Consider the following 17,457-nt stretch of genomic DNA (forward strand, 5'->3'; position numbering starts at 1 on the left):
CAAGGAAATCAAGGAAATGGTCATGCCGGGCGACAACGTGTCGATCACAGTGAAGCTGATCAACCCGATTGCCATGGAAGAGGGCCTGCGCTTCGCAATTCGCGAAGGTGGCCGCACCGTCGGCTCGGGCGTCGTGGCAAAGATCCTCGACATCTGATTTAAGGATCGCGAAGGGGTATAGCTCAATTGGCAGAGCGTCGGTCTCCAAAACCGAAGGTTGTAGGTTCGATTCCTACTGCCCCTGCCACCTGAGGGTGGCCTCTAAAAGCCCGTCATGCCCTGACGGGCTTCGGCGTCTCAGATGGCGCTTTGAATGAAGGCTGAAAGGCCCAGGAATATTGCCCAAGATGGCTTCTTCTCAAATCGAAACGGTTAGCACCAATGCGGACAAAGCCAAGCTGGCTATGGCCGTTGTCCTGGCCGTGGGCGCCATCGTGGCGTTCTACTTGCTGGCTCGACAGGGCGCGGTGGTGCAGTGGGTGGCTTTGCTCATCGGTCTTGCTGCCGCTGTGGGGGCTTTTGCGAGTTCCGAAAGCGGCCGCCAGCTGTGGGCCTTCGGTCGTGATGCGTGGCGAGAGGTCAAGAAGGTGGTCTGGCCGACGCGTAAGGAAGCGATCCAGATGACCGCCTATGTGTTTGCCTTTGTCGCAATCATGTCCATCTTCCTGTGGCTCACCGATAAGACTCTTGAATGGGTATTTTTCGATCTCATTCTGGGTTGGAGAAAATAAATGACTGACGATGTGGTCGAAGCTGCGCCGGAAGGTGTGCCTGTGCTGGCTCCAGCCGCCAATCCCGACTTCCGCTGGTATGTGGTTCATGCGTATTCAGGCATGGAGAAGGCGGTTGAGCGCAACATCACCGAGCGCATTGCGCGCGCCGGCATGCAGGACAAGTTCGGCCGAATCCTGGTTCCGACTGAGGAAGTAGTCGAAATCAAGAACGGTCAGAAGCGCACGACGGAACGACGCTTCTTTCCAGGCTACGTCTTGGTCGAAATGATCATGGACGATGAAAGTTGGCATCTGGTGAAGCACACCAACAAGGTCACCGGATTCGTTGGCGGCGCAAAGAATAGGCCTGCTCCGATTTCGCAGAAAGAAGTCGAAGACATCGTCAGCCAAATGCAGCAGGGCACTGAAAAGCCGCGTCACAAGGTTGAGTTCGTGGTGGGCGAATTCGTGCGCGTTAAGGAAGGCCCATTCACTGACTTCAATGGCACTGTCGAGGAAGTCAACTACGAGAAGAGCAAGGTACGCGTCTCGGTCATGATTTTTGGCCGTGCCACGCCAGTCGAGCTCGAGTTTGCGCAGGTCGAAAAAACCTAAGTGAAACAAGCGCGATCCGCACCGTGTGGCCGCGAGATTTTTGTTTCTTGCTTCTCCGGCTCGGCAAGAAACTTGGACAAAGAGTCGTTAACCCCGGGGAGCCAAGGCTAAAGAAGCCTAGGCGTTATCACCCGCAAGGAGAAAAGCATGGCGAAAAAAATCGTCGGCTTCATCAAGCTGCAAGTGCCAGCTGGTAAGGCCAATCCATCGCCGCCAATCGGACCCGCCTTGGGTCAGCGCGGCTTGAACATCATGGAGTTCTGCAAAGCATTCAATGCGCAGACCCAAAGTGTCGAGCCAGGCTTGCCGTTGCCCGTGGTCATCACGGCATTCGCGGACAAGAGCTTCACCTTCATCATCAAGACGCCTCCGGCCGTCACTTTGATCAAGAAGGCGATCAAGCTTGATAAGGGTTCTGCACGTCCTCATACCGACAAGGTCGGAAAAATCACTCGGGCACAGCTCGAAGAAATCGCCAAGACCAAGATGAAGGATCTGACTGCTGCCGATCTCGACGCCGCGGTTCGTACCATCGCCGGTTCGGCTCGCTCGATGGGCGTGAATGTGGAGGGCGTGTAAATGGCAAAGATCACCAAGAAGCAAAAGGCCCTCGAGGGTAAGGTCGATAGCGGCAAGCTGTATCCGCTCGCTGATGCGCTCGGTCTCGTGAAGGAAGCCGCCACGGCGAAGTTCGACGAGTCCATCGACGTTGCGGTGCAGCTCGGCATCGATGCGAAGAAGTCTGATCAAGTTGTGCGTGGCGCCGTGGTGATGCCCAACGGTACCGGCAAGACCAAGCGCGTGGCCGTGTTCGCCCAGGGCGCCAAAGCTGAAGAAGCCAAGGCCGCTGGCGCCGACATCGTCGGCATGGACGACCTGGCCGCGATGGTGAAGGCTGGCGACATGCCTTTCGACGTCGTGATCGCCGCGCCGGACGCGATGCGCGTGGTCGGCACGCTGGGCCAGATCCTCGGCCCGCGCGGCCTGATGCCGAACCCGAAGGTCGGCACGGTGACGCCCGACGTCGCGACCGCCGTCAAGAACGCCAAGGCTGGCCAGGTCCAGTTCCGCGTGGACAAGGCTGGGATCGTGCACGGCACGATCGGCCGCCGTTCGTTCGACAACGACAAGCTGCAGGGCAACTTGGCTGCGCTGATCGACGCCCTGGTCAAGGCCAAGCCGGCGACCAGCAAGGGTGTTTACCTGCGCAAGGTGGCGGTGTCTTCGACGATGGGTGTGGGTGTCCGGGTGGACACGCAGACTATCGCCCAGGGCTGATGTATTTGTTCGGCTGCCGATCTGCGGTGGCCGGACGATGTGGTGGGTCGGAGTCGCGTCAATCGCAACCCCGGGCCATCCAAGACCGCTGGCGTGCAGGGATGCCTGTACTTAATCGCTCCACTTCGTGTGGCGGCCAGCGCAGATGGCGATCCCGCTGCAATGGAGTTCATTTCCGGAACAGTTGGTCGCTGCGTGAAGCGCGTTCTGAGGCTCCAGCCGAGGGGCGCATTTAAAAGGAGTAGACCTTGAGTCTGAATCGCAGTGAGAAAGAAGCGGTCATCAGTGATGTGACCAGCCTCGCCGCAAAAGCTCAAACGCTCGTGATGGCGGAATACCGTGGAATCACGGTTGCCGATATGACCAAACTGCGCACCGACGCGCGCAGCAAGGGCGTGAGCCTCAGCGTGTTGAAAAACACTCTGGCACGCCGTGCTGTCGCCGGTAGCTCATTTGAGATCATCGGCGACCAGATGACCGGTCCGCTGATCTATGGCTTCTCCGAAGACGCTGTGGCCGCCGCGAAGGTGGTGGCCGATTTCGCGAAGACCAACGACAAGTTGGTCATTCGCGGCGGCGCCTTCGGCGGCAAGGCCTTGGACGTCGACGGCGTGAAGCAACTGGCAAACATTCCTTCGAAGGAAGTGTTGTTGGCGCAGTTGCTGGGCTTGATGCAATCCCCAATCTCGCGCACGGCCCGTGTTTTGGCCGCTCTCGCAGAGAAGCGCAGTGGTGGCGAAGCACAAGCCGAAGCACCGGCGGAGGCGCAGGCCGCTTGAGCCTTGCGTTTTGATAATTCAACCCAATTGTTAGGAAACAAAAATGGCATTCGATAAAGACGCATTTCTGACCGCGCTCGACGGCATGACGGTCTTGGAACTCAACGACCTGGTTAAGGCCATCGAAGAGAAGTTCGGCGTGAGCGCCGCGGCAATGTCCGCTCCTGCCGCTGGTGGCGGCGCCGCTGCTCCCGTTGCAGAAGAAAAGACCGAGTTCAACGTCATGCTCATGGAAGCAGGCGCGAATAAGGTTTCGGCGATCAAGGCAGTTCGCGAAATCACCGGCCTGGGCCTCAAGGAAGCCAAGGACCTGGTGGAGGCGGCTCCCAAGGCTGTCAAGGAAGGTCTGTCCAAGGCTGACGCCGAAGCCGCCAAGAAGAAGCTGGAAGACGCTGGTGCGAAGGTGGAACTGAAGTAATTCAGCTTCCCTTGAGGGCTGGAGTGTGCCGGAAGGCCCTCCAGCCTTTGCCGCTTTCAGAGCGCACCCAAAAGCCGCTGCGGTTGCACGGTTTTTGAGTGTTTTCTGACCCCGACTGCAGAAGACCCCTTGGTTCGGGTGATGTGCAACGCATCACTGTCCGCCAACGGCTGGTAGTGGCCAGCCGCCAAGCAGTGATGCGAAAGCATTGCTGACAAGTCGCTGAAGATCTCAAGCTCCGGAGCTCTCATGGCCCAAACGTCCACTTACAGTTACACCGAACGCAAGCGCATCCGAAAGAATTTCGGTAACCGCGACAGCGTCGTCGAAATCCCCTACTTGCTGCAGATGCAGAAAGACGCGTACACCGCTTTTCTGCAAGCCGGAGTGCCGCCCCAGAAACGCACTGTCGAAGGTTTGCAGGCTGCGTTCGACGCAGCGTTTCCAATCGTCTCGCACAACGGTTTCGTCGAGATGAAGTTCCTCGAGTACAACCTCGCGAAGCCTGCGTTTGATGTGCGCGAATGCCAAACCCGCGGCCTCACGTTTGCTTCGGCCGTTCGTGCCAAGGTCCAACTGATCATTTATGACCGTGAGTCGTCGACCTCACAGTCGAAGGTGGTCAAGGAAGTCAAGGAACAAGAGGTCTACATGGGCGAAGTGCCGCTCATGACGGACAAGGGCTCGTTCATCATCAACGGCACCGAGCGCGTCATCGTCTCTCAGTTGCACCGCTCTCCAGGCGTGTTCTTCGAGCACGACAAAGGCAAGACGCACAGTTCGGGCAAGCTGCTGTTCTCGGCTCGGGTGATTCCGTACCGTGGCTCCTGGCTCGACTTCGAGTTTGATCCGAAGGACATGCTGTACTTCCGCGTCGATCGTCGCCGCAAGATGCCAGTCACGATCCTCCTGAAGGCGATCGGCCTGAACCCGGAGTCGATCCTCGCGAACTTCTTCGTGAACGACAATTTCCGTCTGATGGACAGCGGCGCGCAGATGGAGTTCGTCTCCGAACGTCTCCGCGGCGAAGTCGCGCGCTTCGACATCACTGACAAGTCGGGCAAGGTCGTGGTCGCCAAGGACAAGCGGGTCACTGCTCGCCACACGCGTGAACTCGAGCAATCGGGCACCACGCACATCAGCGTGCCGGAAGACTTCCTGGTCGGTCGCGTCGTGGCCCGCAACATTGTGGACCCCGATTCTGGCGAAATCCTGGCGAAGGCCAACGACGAGTTGACCGAAGCGCTGCTCAAGAAGCTGCGCGCCGCCGGCGTGCAGGACGTGCAGGCGATCTACACGAACGAACTCGACCAAGGTGCCTACATTTCGCAAACGCTTCGTATCGACGAAACCGTCGATGAGTTCGCTGCGCGTGTGGCCATCTATCGCATGATGCGTCCCGGCGAACCGCCGACGGAAGATGCGGTGCAAGCCCTCTTCCAGCGCCTGTTCTACAACCCGGACACGTACGACCTGTCGCGCGTCGGCCGCATGAAATTCAATGCCAAGGTCGGCCGCGACGAATCGACGGGCCCGATGGTCCTGACCAACGAGGACATCCTCGCGGTCGTCAAGATCCTGGTGGACCTGCGCAACGGCCGTGGGGAAGTCGACGACATCGACCACCTTGGCAACCGCCGTGTTCGTTGCGTCGGCGAACTGGCCGAGAACCAGTACCGTACCGGCCTCGCCCGTATCGAGAAGGCTGTGAAAGAGCGTCTCGGCCAAGCGGAACAAGAACCGTTGATGCCGCACGACTTGATCAACAGCAAGCCGATTTCGGCAGCGCTGAAGGAATTCTTCGGTGCGTCCCAGCTGTCGCAATTCATGGACCAGACCAATCCGCTGTCCGAGATCACGCACAAGCGTCGCGTCTCGGCCCTCGGCCCGGGCGGTCTGACTCGTGAGCGCGCTGGCTTCGAAGTGCGCGACGTGCACGTGACGCACTATGGCCGCGTGTGCCCGATCGAAACGCCTGAGGGGCCGAACATCGGTCTGATCAACTCGCTGGCTCTTTACGCTCGCCTGAATGAGTACGGCTTCATCGAGACCCCGTATCGCCGCGTGGTGGATGGAAAGGTCACGAACGAGATCGACTACCTGTCCGCCATCGAAGAAGGCAAGTACGTCATCGCTCAGGCCAATGCCGCGCTCGACAAGGATGGCAAGCTGACGGGCGACCTGGTTTCAGCTCGCGAGACTGGCGAGTCGATCCTGGTGAGCGCCGAACGCGTCCAGTACATGGACGTGTCGCCCGCCCAGATCGTTTCGGTGGCTGCTTCGCTCGTGCCATTCCTCGAGCACGATGATGCGAATCGCGCGCTAATGGGCGCCAACATGCAGCGTCAGGCTGTGCCTGTGCTGCGCCCCGAAAAGCCTTTCGTCGGTACGGGCATCGAGCGCGTCTCGGCAGTCGATTCGGGCACCGTGGTGACCGCCACCCGCGGCGGAACCGTCGACTACGTCGACGCGACCCGCATCGTAGTGCGTGTGAACGACGCTGAAGCGGCGGCCGGCGAAGTCGGGGTGGACATCTACAACCTGATCAAGTACCAGCGCTCCAACCAGAACACCAACATCCATCAGCGGCCCATCGTCAAGCGCGGCGACAAGATCGCCAAGGGCGACGTCGTGGCTGACGGCGCGTCGACTGATCTTGGCGAACTGGCGCTTGGCCAGAACATGCTGATCGCCTTCATGCCCTGGAACGGCTACAACTTCGAGGACTCGATCCTGATCAGCGAGCGTGTGGTTGCCGAAGACCGCTACACCTCAATCCATATCGAGGAACTGGTGGTGATGGCCCGCGACACCAAATTGGGTGCAGAGGAAATCACGCGTGACATTCCGAACCTCGCCGAGCAGCAGCTCAATCGGCTGGACGAATCCGGGATCATTTACGTCGGCGCCGAGGTGCAGCCAGGTGACACGCTCGTCGGCAAGGTCACCCCCAAGGGTGAGACCACCCTCACGCCTGAGGAGAAGCTGCTCCGCGCGATCTTCGGCGAGAAGGCTTCCGACGTGAAGGACACCTCGCTGCGCGTTGACCAAGGCTCGCAGGGCACCGTCATCGACGTGCAAGTGTTCACGCGCGAAGGCATTACCCGCGACAAGCGCGCGCAGCAGATCATCGACGACGAGCTGAAGCGTTTCCGCCTCGACCTGAACGATCAACTGCGCATTGTTGAGGCCGACGCATTCGACCGCATCGAGAAGCTCCTGACGGGCAGGGTCGCCAACGGTGGCCCCAACAAGCTGGCCAAGGGCACAAAGCTCGACAAGGCCTATCTGTCGTCAATCGAAAGGTTCCACTGGTTCGACATTCGCCCGGCGGAAGACGAAGTCGCTGCGCAACTCGAGTCGATCAAGAACTCGCTCGAGCAGACGCGCCATAGCTTCGACCTCGCGTTCGAAGAAAAGCGCAAGAAGCTGACGCAAGGCGACGAATTGCCCGCGGGCGTGCTGAAGATGGTCAAGGTCTACTTGGCGGTCAAGCGCCGGCTGCAACCTGGCGACAAGATGGCTGGCCGTCACGGCAACAAGGGCGTCGTCTCGAAGATCGTTCCGGTCGAAGACATGCCCCACATGGCCGACGGTACGCCATGCGACATCTGCCTGAACCCGTTGGGCGTGCCTTCGCGCATGAACGTGGGTCAAGTGCTGGAAGTGCATCTGGGTTGGGCCGGCAAGGGCATCGGACAGCGTATCGGCGACATGCTGCAGGCTGAGGCCAAGGTGGCTGAACTGCGCAAGTTCATGGACCAGCTCTACAACGGTTCCGGTCGCAAGGAAGACCTCGGCAAGCTGAGCGATTCCGACGTGCTCGAAATGGCAGAAAACCTGTCGCAGGGCGTGCCTTTTGCGACGCCGGTGTTCGACGGTGCTTCGGAAGAAGAAATCCGCGGCATGTTGAAGCTTGCCTATCCCGAGGACATCGCCAAGCTCAAGGGCCTGACAGAGACCCGTACCCAAGCCTACCTGTACGACGGGCGTACCGGCGACCAGTTCGAGCGCCCTGTCACTGTTGGGTACATGCACTTCCTGAAGCTCCACCATTTGGTGGACGACAAGATGCACGCTCGCTCGACCGGCCCGTACTCGCTCGTCACGCAACAGCCGCTGGGCGGCAAGGCGCAGTTCGGCGGCCAGCGTTTCGGCGAAATGGAAGTGTGGGCGCTGGAAGCTTACGGCGCTGCCTACGTCCTGCAGGAAATGCTGACCGTGAAGTCCGATGACGTGCAAGGCCGTACGAAGGTGTACGAAAGCATCGTCAAGGGCGAGCACTCGATCGAAGCCGGCATGCCGGAGTCTTTCAACGTGCTGGTCAAGGAAATCCGTTCACTGGGGCTCGACATCGAGCTCGAGCGTTCTTAATTGAAAAGGGAAAGAGTCTTATGAAATCGCTACTCGACCTGTTCAAGCAATTCACTCCGGATGAGCATTTTGATGCCATCAAGATCGGCATGGCCTCGCCCGAGAAGATCCRCTCGTGGTCTTTCGGCGAAGTGAAGAAGCCCGAGACGATCAATTACCGGACCTTCAAGCCTGAGCGCGATGGCCTTTTTTGCGCGAAGATCTTCGGTCCGATCAAGGATTACGAGTGCCTGTGCGGCAAGTACAAGCGCCTGAAGCACCGCGGCGTGATCTGCGAGAAGTGCGGCGTTGAAGTCACCCAGACCAAGGTGCGGCGCGAGCGCATGGGTCACATCGACCTGGCCGCTCCCTGTGCTCACATCTGGTTCCTGAAGTCGTTGCCGTCGCGTCTGGGCTTGGTGCTGGACATGACCCTGCGCGACATCGAACGCGTGCTGTACTTCGAAGCTTACGTGATCACCGATCCTGGCATGACCCCGCTCAAGAAGTTCGGGATCATGTCCGAGGACGACTATGACGCGAAGCGCAAGGAATACGGCGACGAATTCATCGCCAAGATGGGCGCAGAAGGCATCAAGGATCTGCTGATGGGCATCGAACTCGACAGCGAGATCGAGAAGCTGCGCGGCGACCTGACGGGTTCCGAAGTCAAGGTCAAGAAGAACTCCAAGCGCCTCAAGGTGCTGGAAGCCTTCCGCAAGTCGGGCATCAAGCCCGAGTGGATGGTTCTCGACGTGCTGCCAGTGCTGCCTCCGGACCTGCGTCCGCTGGTGCCGCTGGACGGCGGCCGTTTTGCGACCTCCGACCTGAATGACCTCTATCGCCGGGTCATCAATCGCAACAGCCGCCTTCGCCGCCTTCTCGAACTGAAGGCGCCGGAGATCATCGCGCGCAACGAAAAGCGGATGCTCCAGGAAGCAGTTGATTCGCTTCTGGACAACGGCCGCCGCGGCAAGGCCATGACCGGTGCCAACAAGCGTGCACTCAAGTCGCTGGCCGACATGATCAAGGGCAAGAGCGGTCGCTTCCGCCAGAACTTGCTGGGCAAGCGCGTCGACTACTCGGGACGTTCGGTCATCGTGGTGGGGCCGACGCTCAAGCTGCATCAGTGCGGCTTGCCGAAGCTGATGGCGCTTGAGCTGTTCAAGCCCTTCATCTTCTCGCGCCTCGAAGCCATGGGCATTGCAACCACCATCAAGGCGGCGAAGAAGGAAGTGGAAAGCGGCACGCCAGTCGTGTGGGACATCCTTGAAGAAGTGATCAAGGAACACCCGGTGATGCTGAACCGCGCACCGACGCTGCACCGCCTGGGCATTCAAGCCTTCGAACCGATCCTGATCGAAGGCAAGGCAATCCAGCTGCATCCGCTGGTTTGCGCGGCCTTCAACGCCGACTTCGACGGTGACCAGATGGCCGTCCACGTCCCGCTGTCGGTGGAAGCGCAGATGGAAGCCCGCACGCTCATGCTGGCATCCAATAACGTGCTGTTCCCCGCCAACGGCGAACCGTCGATTGTGCCATCGCAAGACGTGGTGCTGGGTCTGTACTACACCACCCGCGATCGCATCAACGGCAAGGGCGAAGGCCTGATGTTCTCGGACATCGGCGAAGTCCAGCGCGCGCTCGACGCCAATGTGGTCGAGCTCACCGCGAAGGTCAGCGTGCGAATCACGGAATACACGAAGGACAAGGACACGGGCGAATTCACTCCATCGGCCTCCCTCGTCGACACGACGGTCGGCCGCGCGTTGCTGTCCGAGATCCTGCCGAAGGGCTTGGCGTTCTCGAACATCAACAAGGCACTGAAGAAGAAGGAAATCTCCAAGCTCATCAATGCTTCGTTCCGGAAGTGCGGCCTGAAGGAGACCGTCGTGTTCGCCGACAAGCTGTTGCAGAACGGCTTCCGCTTGGCGACCAAGGCAGGCATCTCGATTGCAATCGACGACATGCTGGTGCCCGCCGAGAAGCACGGCATCATCGACCGCTCCGCCAAGGAAGTGAAGGAGATCGAGCAGCAATACGTGTCCGGTCTCGTCACGTCGGGTGAACGCTACAACAAGGTGGTCGACATTTGGGGCAAGGCCGGCGACGAGGTGTCGAAGGTCATGATGGCCAAGCTGTCGAAGGAGAAGGTCCTCGATCGCCATGGCAAGGAAGTGGAGCAGGAGTCCTTCAACTCCATCTACATGATGGCCGACTCGGGCGCGCGCGGTTCCGCAGCGCAAATTCGCCAGGTCGCAGGTATGCGGGGTCTGATGGCCAAGCCGGATGGCTCGATCATCGAAACGCCAATCACGGCCAACTTCCGTGAAGGCCTGAACGTGTTGGAGTACTTCATCTCCACTCACGGTGCCCGTAAGGGCCTGGCTGACACTGCGCTGAAGACCGCGAACTCCGGCTACCTGACACGTCGCCTGGTCGACGTCACCCAGGATCTGGTGGTCATCGAACAGGACTGCGGCACGCAAGACGGCGCAGTGATGCGCGCGATCGTCGAAGGGGGTGAGGTCATCGAATCCCTGCGCGAGCGCATCCTGGGTCGCACTGCAGCCGAGGACATCTTGCACCCGGAAACGCGTGCAGTGCTGGCGAAAGCAGGCGACATGCTCGACGAAGATGTGATCGAGGCGCTCGAAGCCGAAGGCGTTGACGAAGTCAAGGTTCGCACGGCGCTGACCTGCGCGACACGCTTCGGCTTGTGCGCAAAGTGCTATGGCCGCGACCTGGGCCGCGGTGGCCTGGTGAACAACGGCGAAGCGGTCGGCGTGATTGCTGCCCAGTCGATCGGCGAGCCCGGCACTCAGCTGACCATGCGCACCTTCCATATCGGTGGTGCGGCATCGCGTGCGGCTGTTGCCTCGAGTGTCGAAGCGAAGTCCAACGGCGTGATCGGCTTCAATGCCACCATGCGCTACGTGACCAACAGCAAGAGCGAGCTGGTCGTGATTGCGCGTTCGGGCGAGATCGTCATCCATGACGAGCATGGCCGTGAGCGCGAGCGTCACAAGGTGCCGTACGGTGCCACGCTGGCCGTGAAGGCCGATCAGCAGATCAAGGCGGGCCACGTACTGGCCAACTGGGATCCGCTGACGCGCCCCATCATCACGGAATTCGCCGGTACGTCGAAGTTCGAGAACGTCGAGGAAGGACTCACGGTCGCCAAGCAGGTGGACGAAGTCACCGGCCTGTCGACACTGGTGGTGATCGATCCGAAGCGTCGCGGTGCGGCCAAGGTCGTGCGCCCGCAGGTGAAGTTGATCGATGCGTCCGGCGCCGAGGTCAAGATCCCCGGCACCGATCACTCGGTGACCATCGGCTTCCCGATTGGCGCCCTGGTGCAGGTGCGCGACGGCCAGGACGTGGGCCCCGGCGAAGTGCTGGCGCGTATTCCGGTCGAAGGCCAGAAAACTCGTGACATCACCGGCGGTCTGCCGCGGGTGGCCGAGCTGTTCGAGGCGCGTTCGCCGAAGGACAAGGGCATGCTGGCGGAGATGACTGGTACGGTGTCGTTCGGCAAGGAGACCAAGGGCAAGGTACGCCTGCAGATCACCGACCCGGAAGGCAAGGTCTGGGAAGAACTCGTGCCGAAGGAAAAGAACATCCTCGTGCACGAAGGCCAAGTCGTGAACAAGGGCGAGTCCATCGTCGATGGCCCGGCAGACCCGCAGGACATCCTGCGCCTGCTAGGCTCCGAAGAGCTGGCGCGCTACATCGTCGACGAGGTGCAGGACGTGTATCGCTTGCAGGGCGTGAAGATCAACGACAAGCACATTGAGGTGATCGTTCGCCAGATGCTGCGTCGCGTCGTGGTCGAGAACCCCGGCGATACCAACTACATCGCCGGTGAACAGGTCGAACGTAGCGAGATGCTCAACACCAACGACGCCCTGCGCGCCGACGGCAAGATCCCCGCGACGTTCACCAACCTGCTGCTCGGTATCACGAAGGCATCGCTCTCGACCGACAGCTTCATCAGCGCGGCATCGTTCCAGGAAACAACGCGCGTGCTGACGGAAGCCGCGATCATGGGCAAGCGCGACGAACTGCGCGGTCTGAAAGAAAACGTCATCGTTGGCCGCCTGATCCCCGCAGGCACCGGCATGGCTTACCACCAGGCACGCAAGGTGAAGGACGCGATGGACGAAGCCGAACGTCGCGCGATCGCTGAGGCCGAAGCAGCCGAGTTGTCCGGTTCGGCAGCCGCCGCGGACGAAGCCACCACGACGGCCGACGCCAGCGAAGGCGCCGCAACCGAATAGTTGGTTAGCATCGCCGGACATGACCGGTAGCAAACGCCCCCTTTCCGCTCGCGGATCGGGGGCTTTTCTTTTTCTTCAACGCCATGCTTGACTAGATGAACGGCCTGCCCGACTCTCTGCCGTACTGGATTGGCGGCGCCCTCGCGCTGTTCTGGTTCGTCGGCGCCTACAACCGGCTCATGCGGCTACGCTCAGCGGCATTGAATGCATACGCGATTCTTGACGCGGCGCTGGCTCGTCAGCTCGAGTTCGTCCTCGCCCGCTCCGCCCAGGATGAAGAGCCCTCCGCAGTGCAGGCGGCTCCGGGTGCGTCGCTGCAAGCTGCCGCCAATCAGCTCTCGACCCTTATGACGACCACTCGCCTTCGTCCTTTGGACCCGGCAAGTGTTGCCGCAATGAGCACCGCGATGCACGTGATGGTCAGCGCATGGCAGCGCTTGTATCCGGACGCCGTGGTCAGTTTCGAAGCCGACGGCACGTTGTCGCGACCGGCCACACTGGAGGGCAAAGATGAGTCTTCCGAAGGCTCCGTCCCCATTGCTTGGCCGGAACCCTCGGCGGCTGCCGAAATGGCTCGCAGCCAGTTCAATCTTGCGGTCGGCAGGTACAACGCCGCCATTACCCAGTTTCCAGCTCTCCTGGTGGCGTGGATCATGCAGCTCAAAGCCGCAGCCCCGCTGCGCTGATCACCTGCTGCGGCTGACGCATTGCCCATTAGCCCAATTACCATTGACCTCATTTGCCAGATCTTTCAGATTCCAACTTCGCATCGCCGCCGCTCTGGCGCCAGCTCCAGCTTGCCTCGTCGGCCTTGGCTTCGATCCGCGCCGGCGTTTCCGGCTCTGCCGCCTTTGAAGGAGTAGAGCCCGCCCTGCGGCCAGGCGTGCAGGCGCTCGGATTTCAGGTGCTGCGGTGGCTCGGCCGTGCCGAAGCGCTACGCCGGCACCTGGCGAAGCGAACGCCTCCGCCGGCCGCGGACGCGCTGCTTTGCACCGCGCTCGCGCTGGCGTGGGATCCCGAGCGGTCACCCTATGAACCCTTCACGCTGGTTGACCAGGCGGTCGAGGCCGCCAAGCGCAATCCAGGCACCAGGGCCCAGGCAAGCTTCATCAATGCCTGTCTTCGACGGTTCTTGCGCGAGCGCGAAGAATTGGTGGCGGCTACCGAACACGAGCCCGTGGCGCAATGGAATCATCCGCGCTGGTGGATCGAGCGGCTGAAGCGAGATCACCCCCGCGAATGGCAACGCGTCTTGGCCGCGGACAACGCGCAAGCGCCCATGACACTGCGCGTCAACTTGCTGAAGACGGATGTGGCGACATATCTGCACGCGCTGGAGGCAGCAGACCTGCCCGGGATGCCTGTTGGTGCCAGCGGTATCCAGCTGGTACGCGCCCGACCGGTCCAGCAGCTGCCCGGCTTTCTCGACGGCGCGTGCTCAGTACAGGATGCCGCAGCGCAGATCGCTGCGCCACTTCTTCTGGACGGCCTCGAGAAAGGGTCGGCGCCATTGCGCGTGCTGGACGCGTGTGCCGCGCCCGGCGGCAAGACTGCGCATCTGCTTGAGCTGGGCGCGTCGGCCAGGATTGACGTCACCGCGCTCGAGGTGGACGCGGGCCGCAGCCGCCGAATCGACCAAACCCTCTCGCGTCTGGGAATGAGCGCGAAAGTTGTCATTGCTGACGCCTCTCGTCCTGCGGAATGGTGGGACGGTTTACCGTTCGATGCCGTTCTGCTCGATGCGCCGTGCACTGCTTCAGGCATCGTCCGGCGGCACCCTGACGTGCGCTGGCTGCGGCGGGAAAGCGATATTGGCCAGCTCGCGCTCCAGCAGGCGATGCTGTTGGCCGCCCTTTGGCCGCTGGTGCGGGCGGGAGGCCGATTGCTGTATTGCACCTGTTCGGTGTTTCGCGAAGAAGGCTCGCACCAAATTGAGGCGTTCCTTGCGCACAACACCGACGCCCGTTTACTGCCTTCGCCCGGGCATTTGCTCCCCCAAAGCGGGGTGAATGCGCGTGGCGTCCCGGACAATCCGTTGGGTGATCACGACGGTTTCTTCTACGCCCTGCTCGAGAGGCTGCAGCGCTGACAAACATTCCGCGACCTGGCTGGCCGTGCTGCTGGCGTTCGTCTGGGTGTTGGCCTGGTTTCCGGGAGCGGTCGCAGCAGAGACACATGGCGCCTCCGTGACCCAGATGCGGCTCGAGGAGGCCGATGACGGCGTGTATCTCACCGCTCAAGTGCAGTTTGAACTGTCACCTCTGGTCGAAGAGGTCCTGGACAAGGGTATCGCGATCTATTTCGTGGCAGAGGCGGAACTCTACCGGGAACGCTGGTACTGGACGGATCTCAAAGTGGCACAAGCTTCCCGATACATGCGGCTGGCCTATCAGCCGCTCAGCCGTCGATGGCGCCTCAACGTGTCACCCGTACCTATCACCAACGCAGGTTTCGGCGTTTCGTTGAACCAGAACTTCGAGACTCTCGCGGAAGCCCTCGAGGGCGTGCGCCGAGTCGGCCGCATGCGCTTGGGCGACATTTCCGAGATCGGTGACGGGCCGAGTCATCCGGTCATGTTCCGATTTCGCCTGGACACTTCGCAGCTGCCGCGTCCATTCCAGATTGGCGCTTTCGGCCAGTCGGACTGGGATATCTCCGTTGAAAAGACCACGCGGCTCCCGCTGGAGAAGGCCCGGTGAGCACCGAACCGCGCAGCGGCTCCCGGTCTCCGGCGGCACGTCGCTCTCGCGCTGTCCGATGGGCCATCGGCGTCGGTGCCGCGATGGTGACCGCCATCGGCCTCGTGTTGATGTTCCTGCTGGCGCAAGCCACCAACAACCGCGCGTTCTACGAGCGCAATTACGCGCGGCTTTTCTACATCAACGTGGTTGTGGCGGTGGTGTTGATCCTCGTCATCGGCTGGGTGGCGTTCAGGCTTCTCAGCCGTTTGCGGCAGGGCAAGTTCGGCAGTCGGCTGCTGATCAAGCTCGCCGCCATCTTTGCGCTGGTCGGCGTCGTGCCGGGCATGCTCGTCTACGTGGTGTCCTATCAGTTCGTCGCGCGCTCGATCGAGAGCTGGTTCGACGTCAAGGTGGAGGGCGCTCTTGATGCAGGCCTGAACCTCGGCCGCGCCACCCTGGACTCGCTGTCAGACGACCTGATGAGCAAGACAAAGACGGCCAGCGCGCAGCTCGCCAACGTCTCGGACGCAGGCGCCGGGCTGGTGCTCGAACGCATCCGCGACCAGCTGGGAGCCACCGACGTTGTGCTCTGGACCGGCAATGGCCAATTGGTCGCTGGTGCAGGCGCGTCGCGCTTTCAGCTGAATCCCGAGCGGCCTACGCAGCAGCAATTGCGGCAGGTGCGCGCCGATCGCGCCGTCGCGCACATCGAAGGGCTTGACGAAGCACCGGCGCCAGGCGCGGCAGCGCCACCGCCTGCGAGCGTGCGGGCCATTGCTCTGGTGCAAAGACAGGGCTTCGAATTCAACACGGAGCCACGCTTCCTGCAGGTCACGCAGCCTCTTCCGCCGGCAGTCGTCGCGAACGCTTTGGCGGTGCAAGAGGCCAACCGTGAGTACCAGGAACGGGCGCTCGCCCGTGAAGGCCTGCGCCGGATGTACATCGGCACGCTCACGCTCACGCTCTTTCTCGCGGTGTTCGGCGCGGTGCTGTTGGCCGTGCTCTTTGGCAATCAGCTTGCGCGGCCCCTTCTCGTCTTGGCCGACGGCGTGCGCCAAGTGGCCGGGGGGGATCTTCGTCCCACTGCCGTACTGCAGGGCAAGGATGAACTCGGGGGGCTGACTCGTTCGTTCGCCGTCATGACCCAGCAACTGGCCGATGCGAGGGGGGCGGTCGAAAAAACGATGGGCGAACTGGATGCCGCCCGCTCGAATCTGCAAACAATTCTGGATAACCTGACGTCGGGTGTGATCGTGCTTCATGCCGACGGAGTCATCGTCTCCACCAATCCGGGCGCCACGCGCGTGCTGCGGGTGCCACTGGCAGCTTACGAAGGCCAGCACTTGTCCGAAGTGCCGGGCTTGTCCGAATTCGCTCAAAGCGTGCAGCAGCAGTTCGACGACTTCGACGTGGAACGGCTTCAGCATGGTCTCGATCATTGGCAGCACGCGTTCGAGCTTCACGCGCAAGGCGATGCGATGTCGGAAGACGCCATCAACATTGTGGCGCGCGGAGCGGAATTGCCAGAGGCAACGAGGTTGCTGGTGTTCGACGACATCTCGGAAATCGTGTCGGCACAACGTGCGCAAGCCTGGGGCGAGGTGGCGCGACGACTGGCGCACGAGATCAAGAATCCGCTCACCCCCATCCAACTTTCGGCGGAGCGCCTCGAGATGAAGCTCTCCGGCAAGGTCGCGGCTCCTGAGCAGGCGATTCTCACAAAGTCGGTCAAGACCATCGTCGACCAGGTCGATGCGATGAAGCGGCTGGTCAACGAGTTCCGGGACTACGCGCGCCTTCCGGCAGCCGACCTGAAGGCAGTCGACCTCAATGCACTGGTGGCGGACGTACTGCATCTCTATCCGTCCGAGAGCTCTTCGGTCCCCCTGCACCCTGAACTGGATGATCGTTGTCCGCCCATTCGTGCGGACGCACAGCAGATCCGGCAGGTCATTCACAACCTGTTGCAAAACGCCCAGGATGCTGCCGAGGTCAACGCCGCGCGGACGGGGCACAAGGGCGAGGTCGTCGTCCGCACTCGGCTTAGCGAATCCGGCCAGAGAGTACGCTTGACCGTACAGGACAACGGCGCGGGTTTTGCCGAGCACATCCTCAAGCGCGCCTTCGAGCCCTACGTCACGACCAAGTCCAAGGGCACGGGCCTCGGTCTGGCAGTCGTCAAGAAAATCGCCGACGAACACGGAGCGCGCATCGAACTTTCCAATCGTATGGTCGATGGGGCTGTGGTTGGCGCGCAAGTCTCGTTATCATTCGCGCTTGCGGGAGGACCGCAGGGAGCGGTTGCTCACACCGAGGACTTGAAGTCATCCGTCACCTGAG

The 17,457-nt window shown here is 61.3% G+C and carries 13 protein-coding genes and 1 tRNA gene; all 14 read left to right on the forward strand.

From position 1 onward, the window contains the following. The coding region (locus AC1DSF_RS28500) for an EF-Tu C-terminal domain-related protein (protein WP_478183915.1) at positions 1–157 on the forward strand (157 nt) is incomplete at its 5' end. A gap of 14 nt (positions 158–171) precedes the next feature. Beyond that, a tRNA-Trp gene (locus AC1DSF_RS28505) sits at positions 172–247 on the forward strand. Between the two features lie 100 nt (positions 248–347). Beyond that, entirely contained in the window at positions 348–731 is a 384-nt protein-coding gene (secE, locus tag AC1DSF_RS28510; protein ID WP_478128712.1) for a preprotein translocase subunit SecE, read from the forward strand. Then, entirely contained in the window at positions 732–1,328 is a 597-nt protein-coding gene (gene nusG / locus AC1DSF_RS28515; protein WP_478128713.1) for a transcription termination/antitermination protein NusG, read from the forward strand. Between the two features lie 147 nt (positions 1,329–1,475). Beyond that, a complete protein-coding gene (rplK, locus tag AC1DSF_RS28520) occupies positions 1,476–1,907 on the forward strand; it encodes a 50S ribosomal protein L11 (protein ID WP_478128714.1) in 432 nt (143 codons plus the stop codon). Further along, positions 1,908–2,606 (forward strand): 50S ribosomal protein L1, encoded by a 699-nt coding sequence (gene rplA, locus AC1DSF_RS28525; RefSeq protein ID WP_478128715.1) that lies wholly within the window; start codon positions 1,908–1,910, stop codon positions 2,604–2,606. A 248-nt stretch (positions 2,607–2,854) separates the two neighbouring features. Beyond that, positions 2,855–3,385, forward strand: a complete 531-nt coding sequence (gene rplJ, locus AC1DSF_RS28530) for a 50S ribosomal protein L10 (protein ID WP_478128716.1) — start codon at positions 2,855–2,857, stop codon at positions 3,383–3,385. A 43-nt stretch (positions 3,386–3,428) separates the two neighbouring features. Then, a complete protein-coding gene (gene rplL, locus AC1DSF_RS28535; RefSeq protein WP_478128717.1) occupies positions 3,429–3,803 on the forward strand; it encodes a 50S ribosomal protein L7/L12 in 375 nt (124 codons plus the stop codon). Between the two features lie 249 nt (positions 3,804–4,052). Beyond that, on the forward strand, positions 4,053–8,177 hold the full coding sequence (rpoB, locus tag AC1DSF_RS28540; protein WP_478128718.1) for a DNA-directed RNA polymerase subunit beta: 4,125 nt from the start codon (positions 4,053–4,055) through the stop codon (positions 8,175–8,177). A 20-nt stretch (positions 8,178–8,197) separates the two neighbouring features. Next, positions 8,198–12,436, forward strand: a complete 4,239-nt coding sequence (rpoC, locus tag AC1DSF_RS28545) for a DNA-directed RNA polymerase subunit beta' (protein ID WP_478183905.1) — start codon at positions 8,198–8,200, stop codon at positions 12,434–12,436. A 95-nt stretch (positions 12,437–12,531) separates the two neighbouring features. Continuing rightward, positions 12,532–13,122, forward strand: a complete 591-nt coding sequence (locus AC1DSF_RS28550; RefSeq protein WP_478128720.1) for a LemA family protein — start codon at positions 12,532–12,534, stop codon at positions 13,120–13,122. Positions 13,123–13,175: 53 nt separating this feature from the next. Further along, positions 13,176–14,525, forward strand: a complete 1,350-nt coding sequence (gene rsmB / locus AC1DSF_RS28555; RefSeq protein WP_478128721.1) for a 16S rRNA (cytosine(967)-C(5))-methyltransferase RsmB — start codon at positions 13,176–13,178, stop codon at positions 14,523–14,525. Between the two features lie 28 nt (positions 14,526–14,553). Continuing rightward, complete coding sequence (locus AC1DSF_RS28560; RefSeq protein ID WP_478183916.1) at positions 14,554–15,135, forward strand: DUF4390 domain-containing protein; 582 nt, start codon at positions 14,554–14,556, stop codon at positions 15,133–15,135. Beyond that, positions 15,132–17,456: a sensor histidine kinase gene (locus AC1DSF_RS28565; RefSeq protein ID WP_478128723.1), complete on the forward strand. Its 2,325-nt coding sequence runs from the start codon at positions 15,132–15,134 to the stop codon at positions 17,454–17,456. Before AC1DSF_RS28560 ends, AC1DSF_RS28565 begins: the two co-directional genes overlap by 4 nt. Position 17,457: the final 1 nt, after the last annotated feature.

This window comes from Variovorax sp. 01N429 (genome assembly GCF_056399425.1).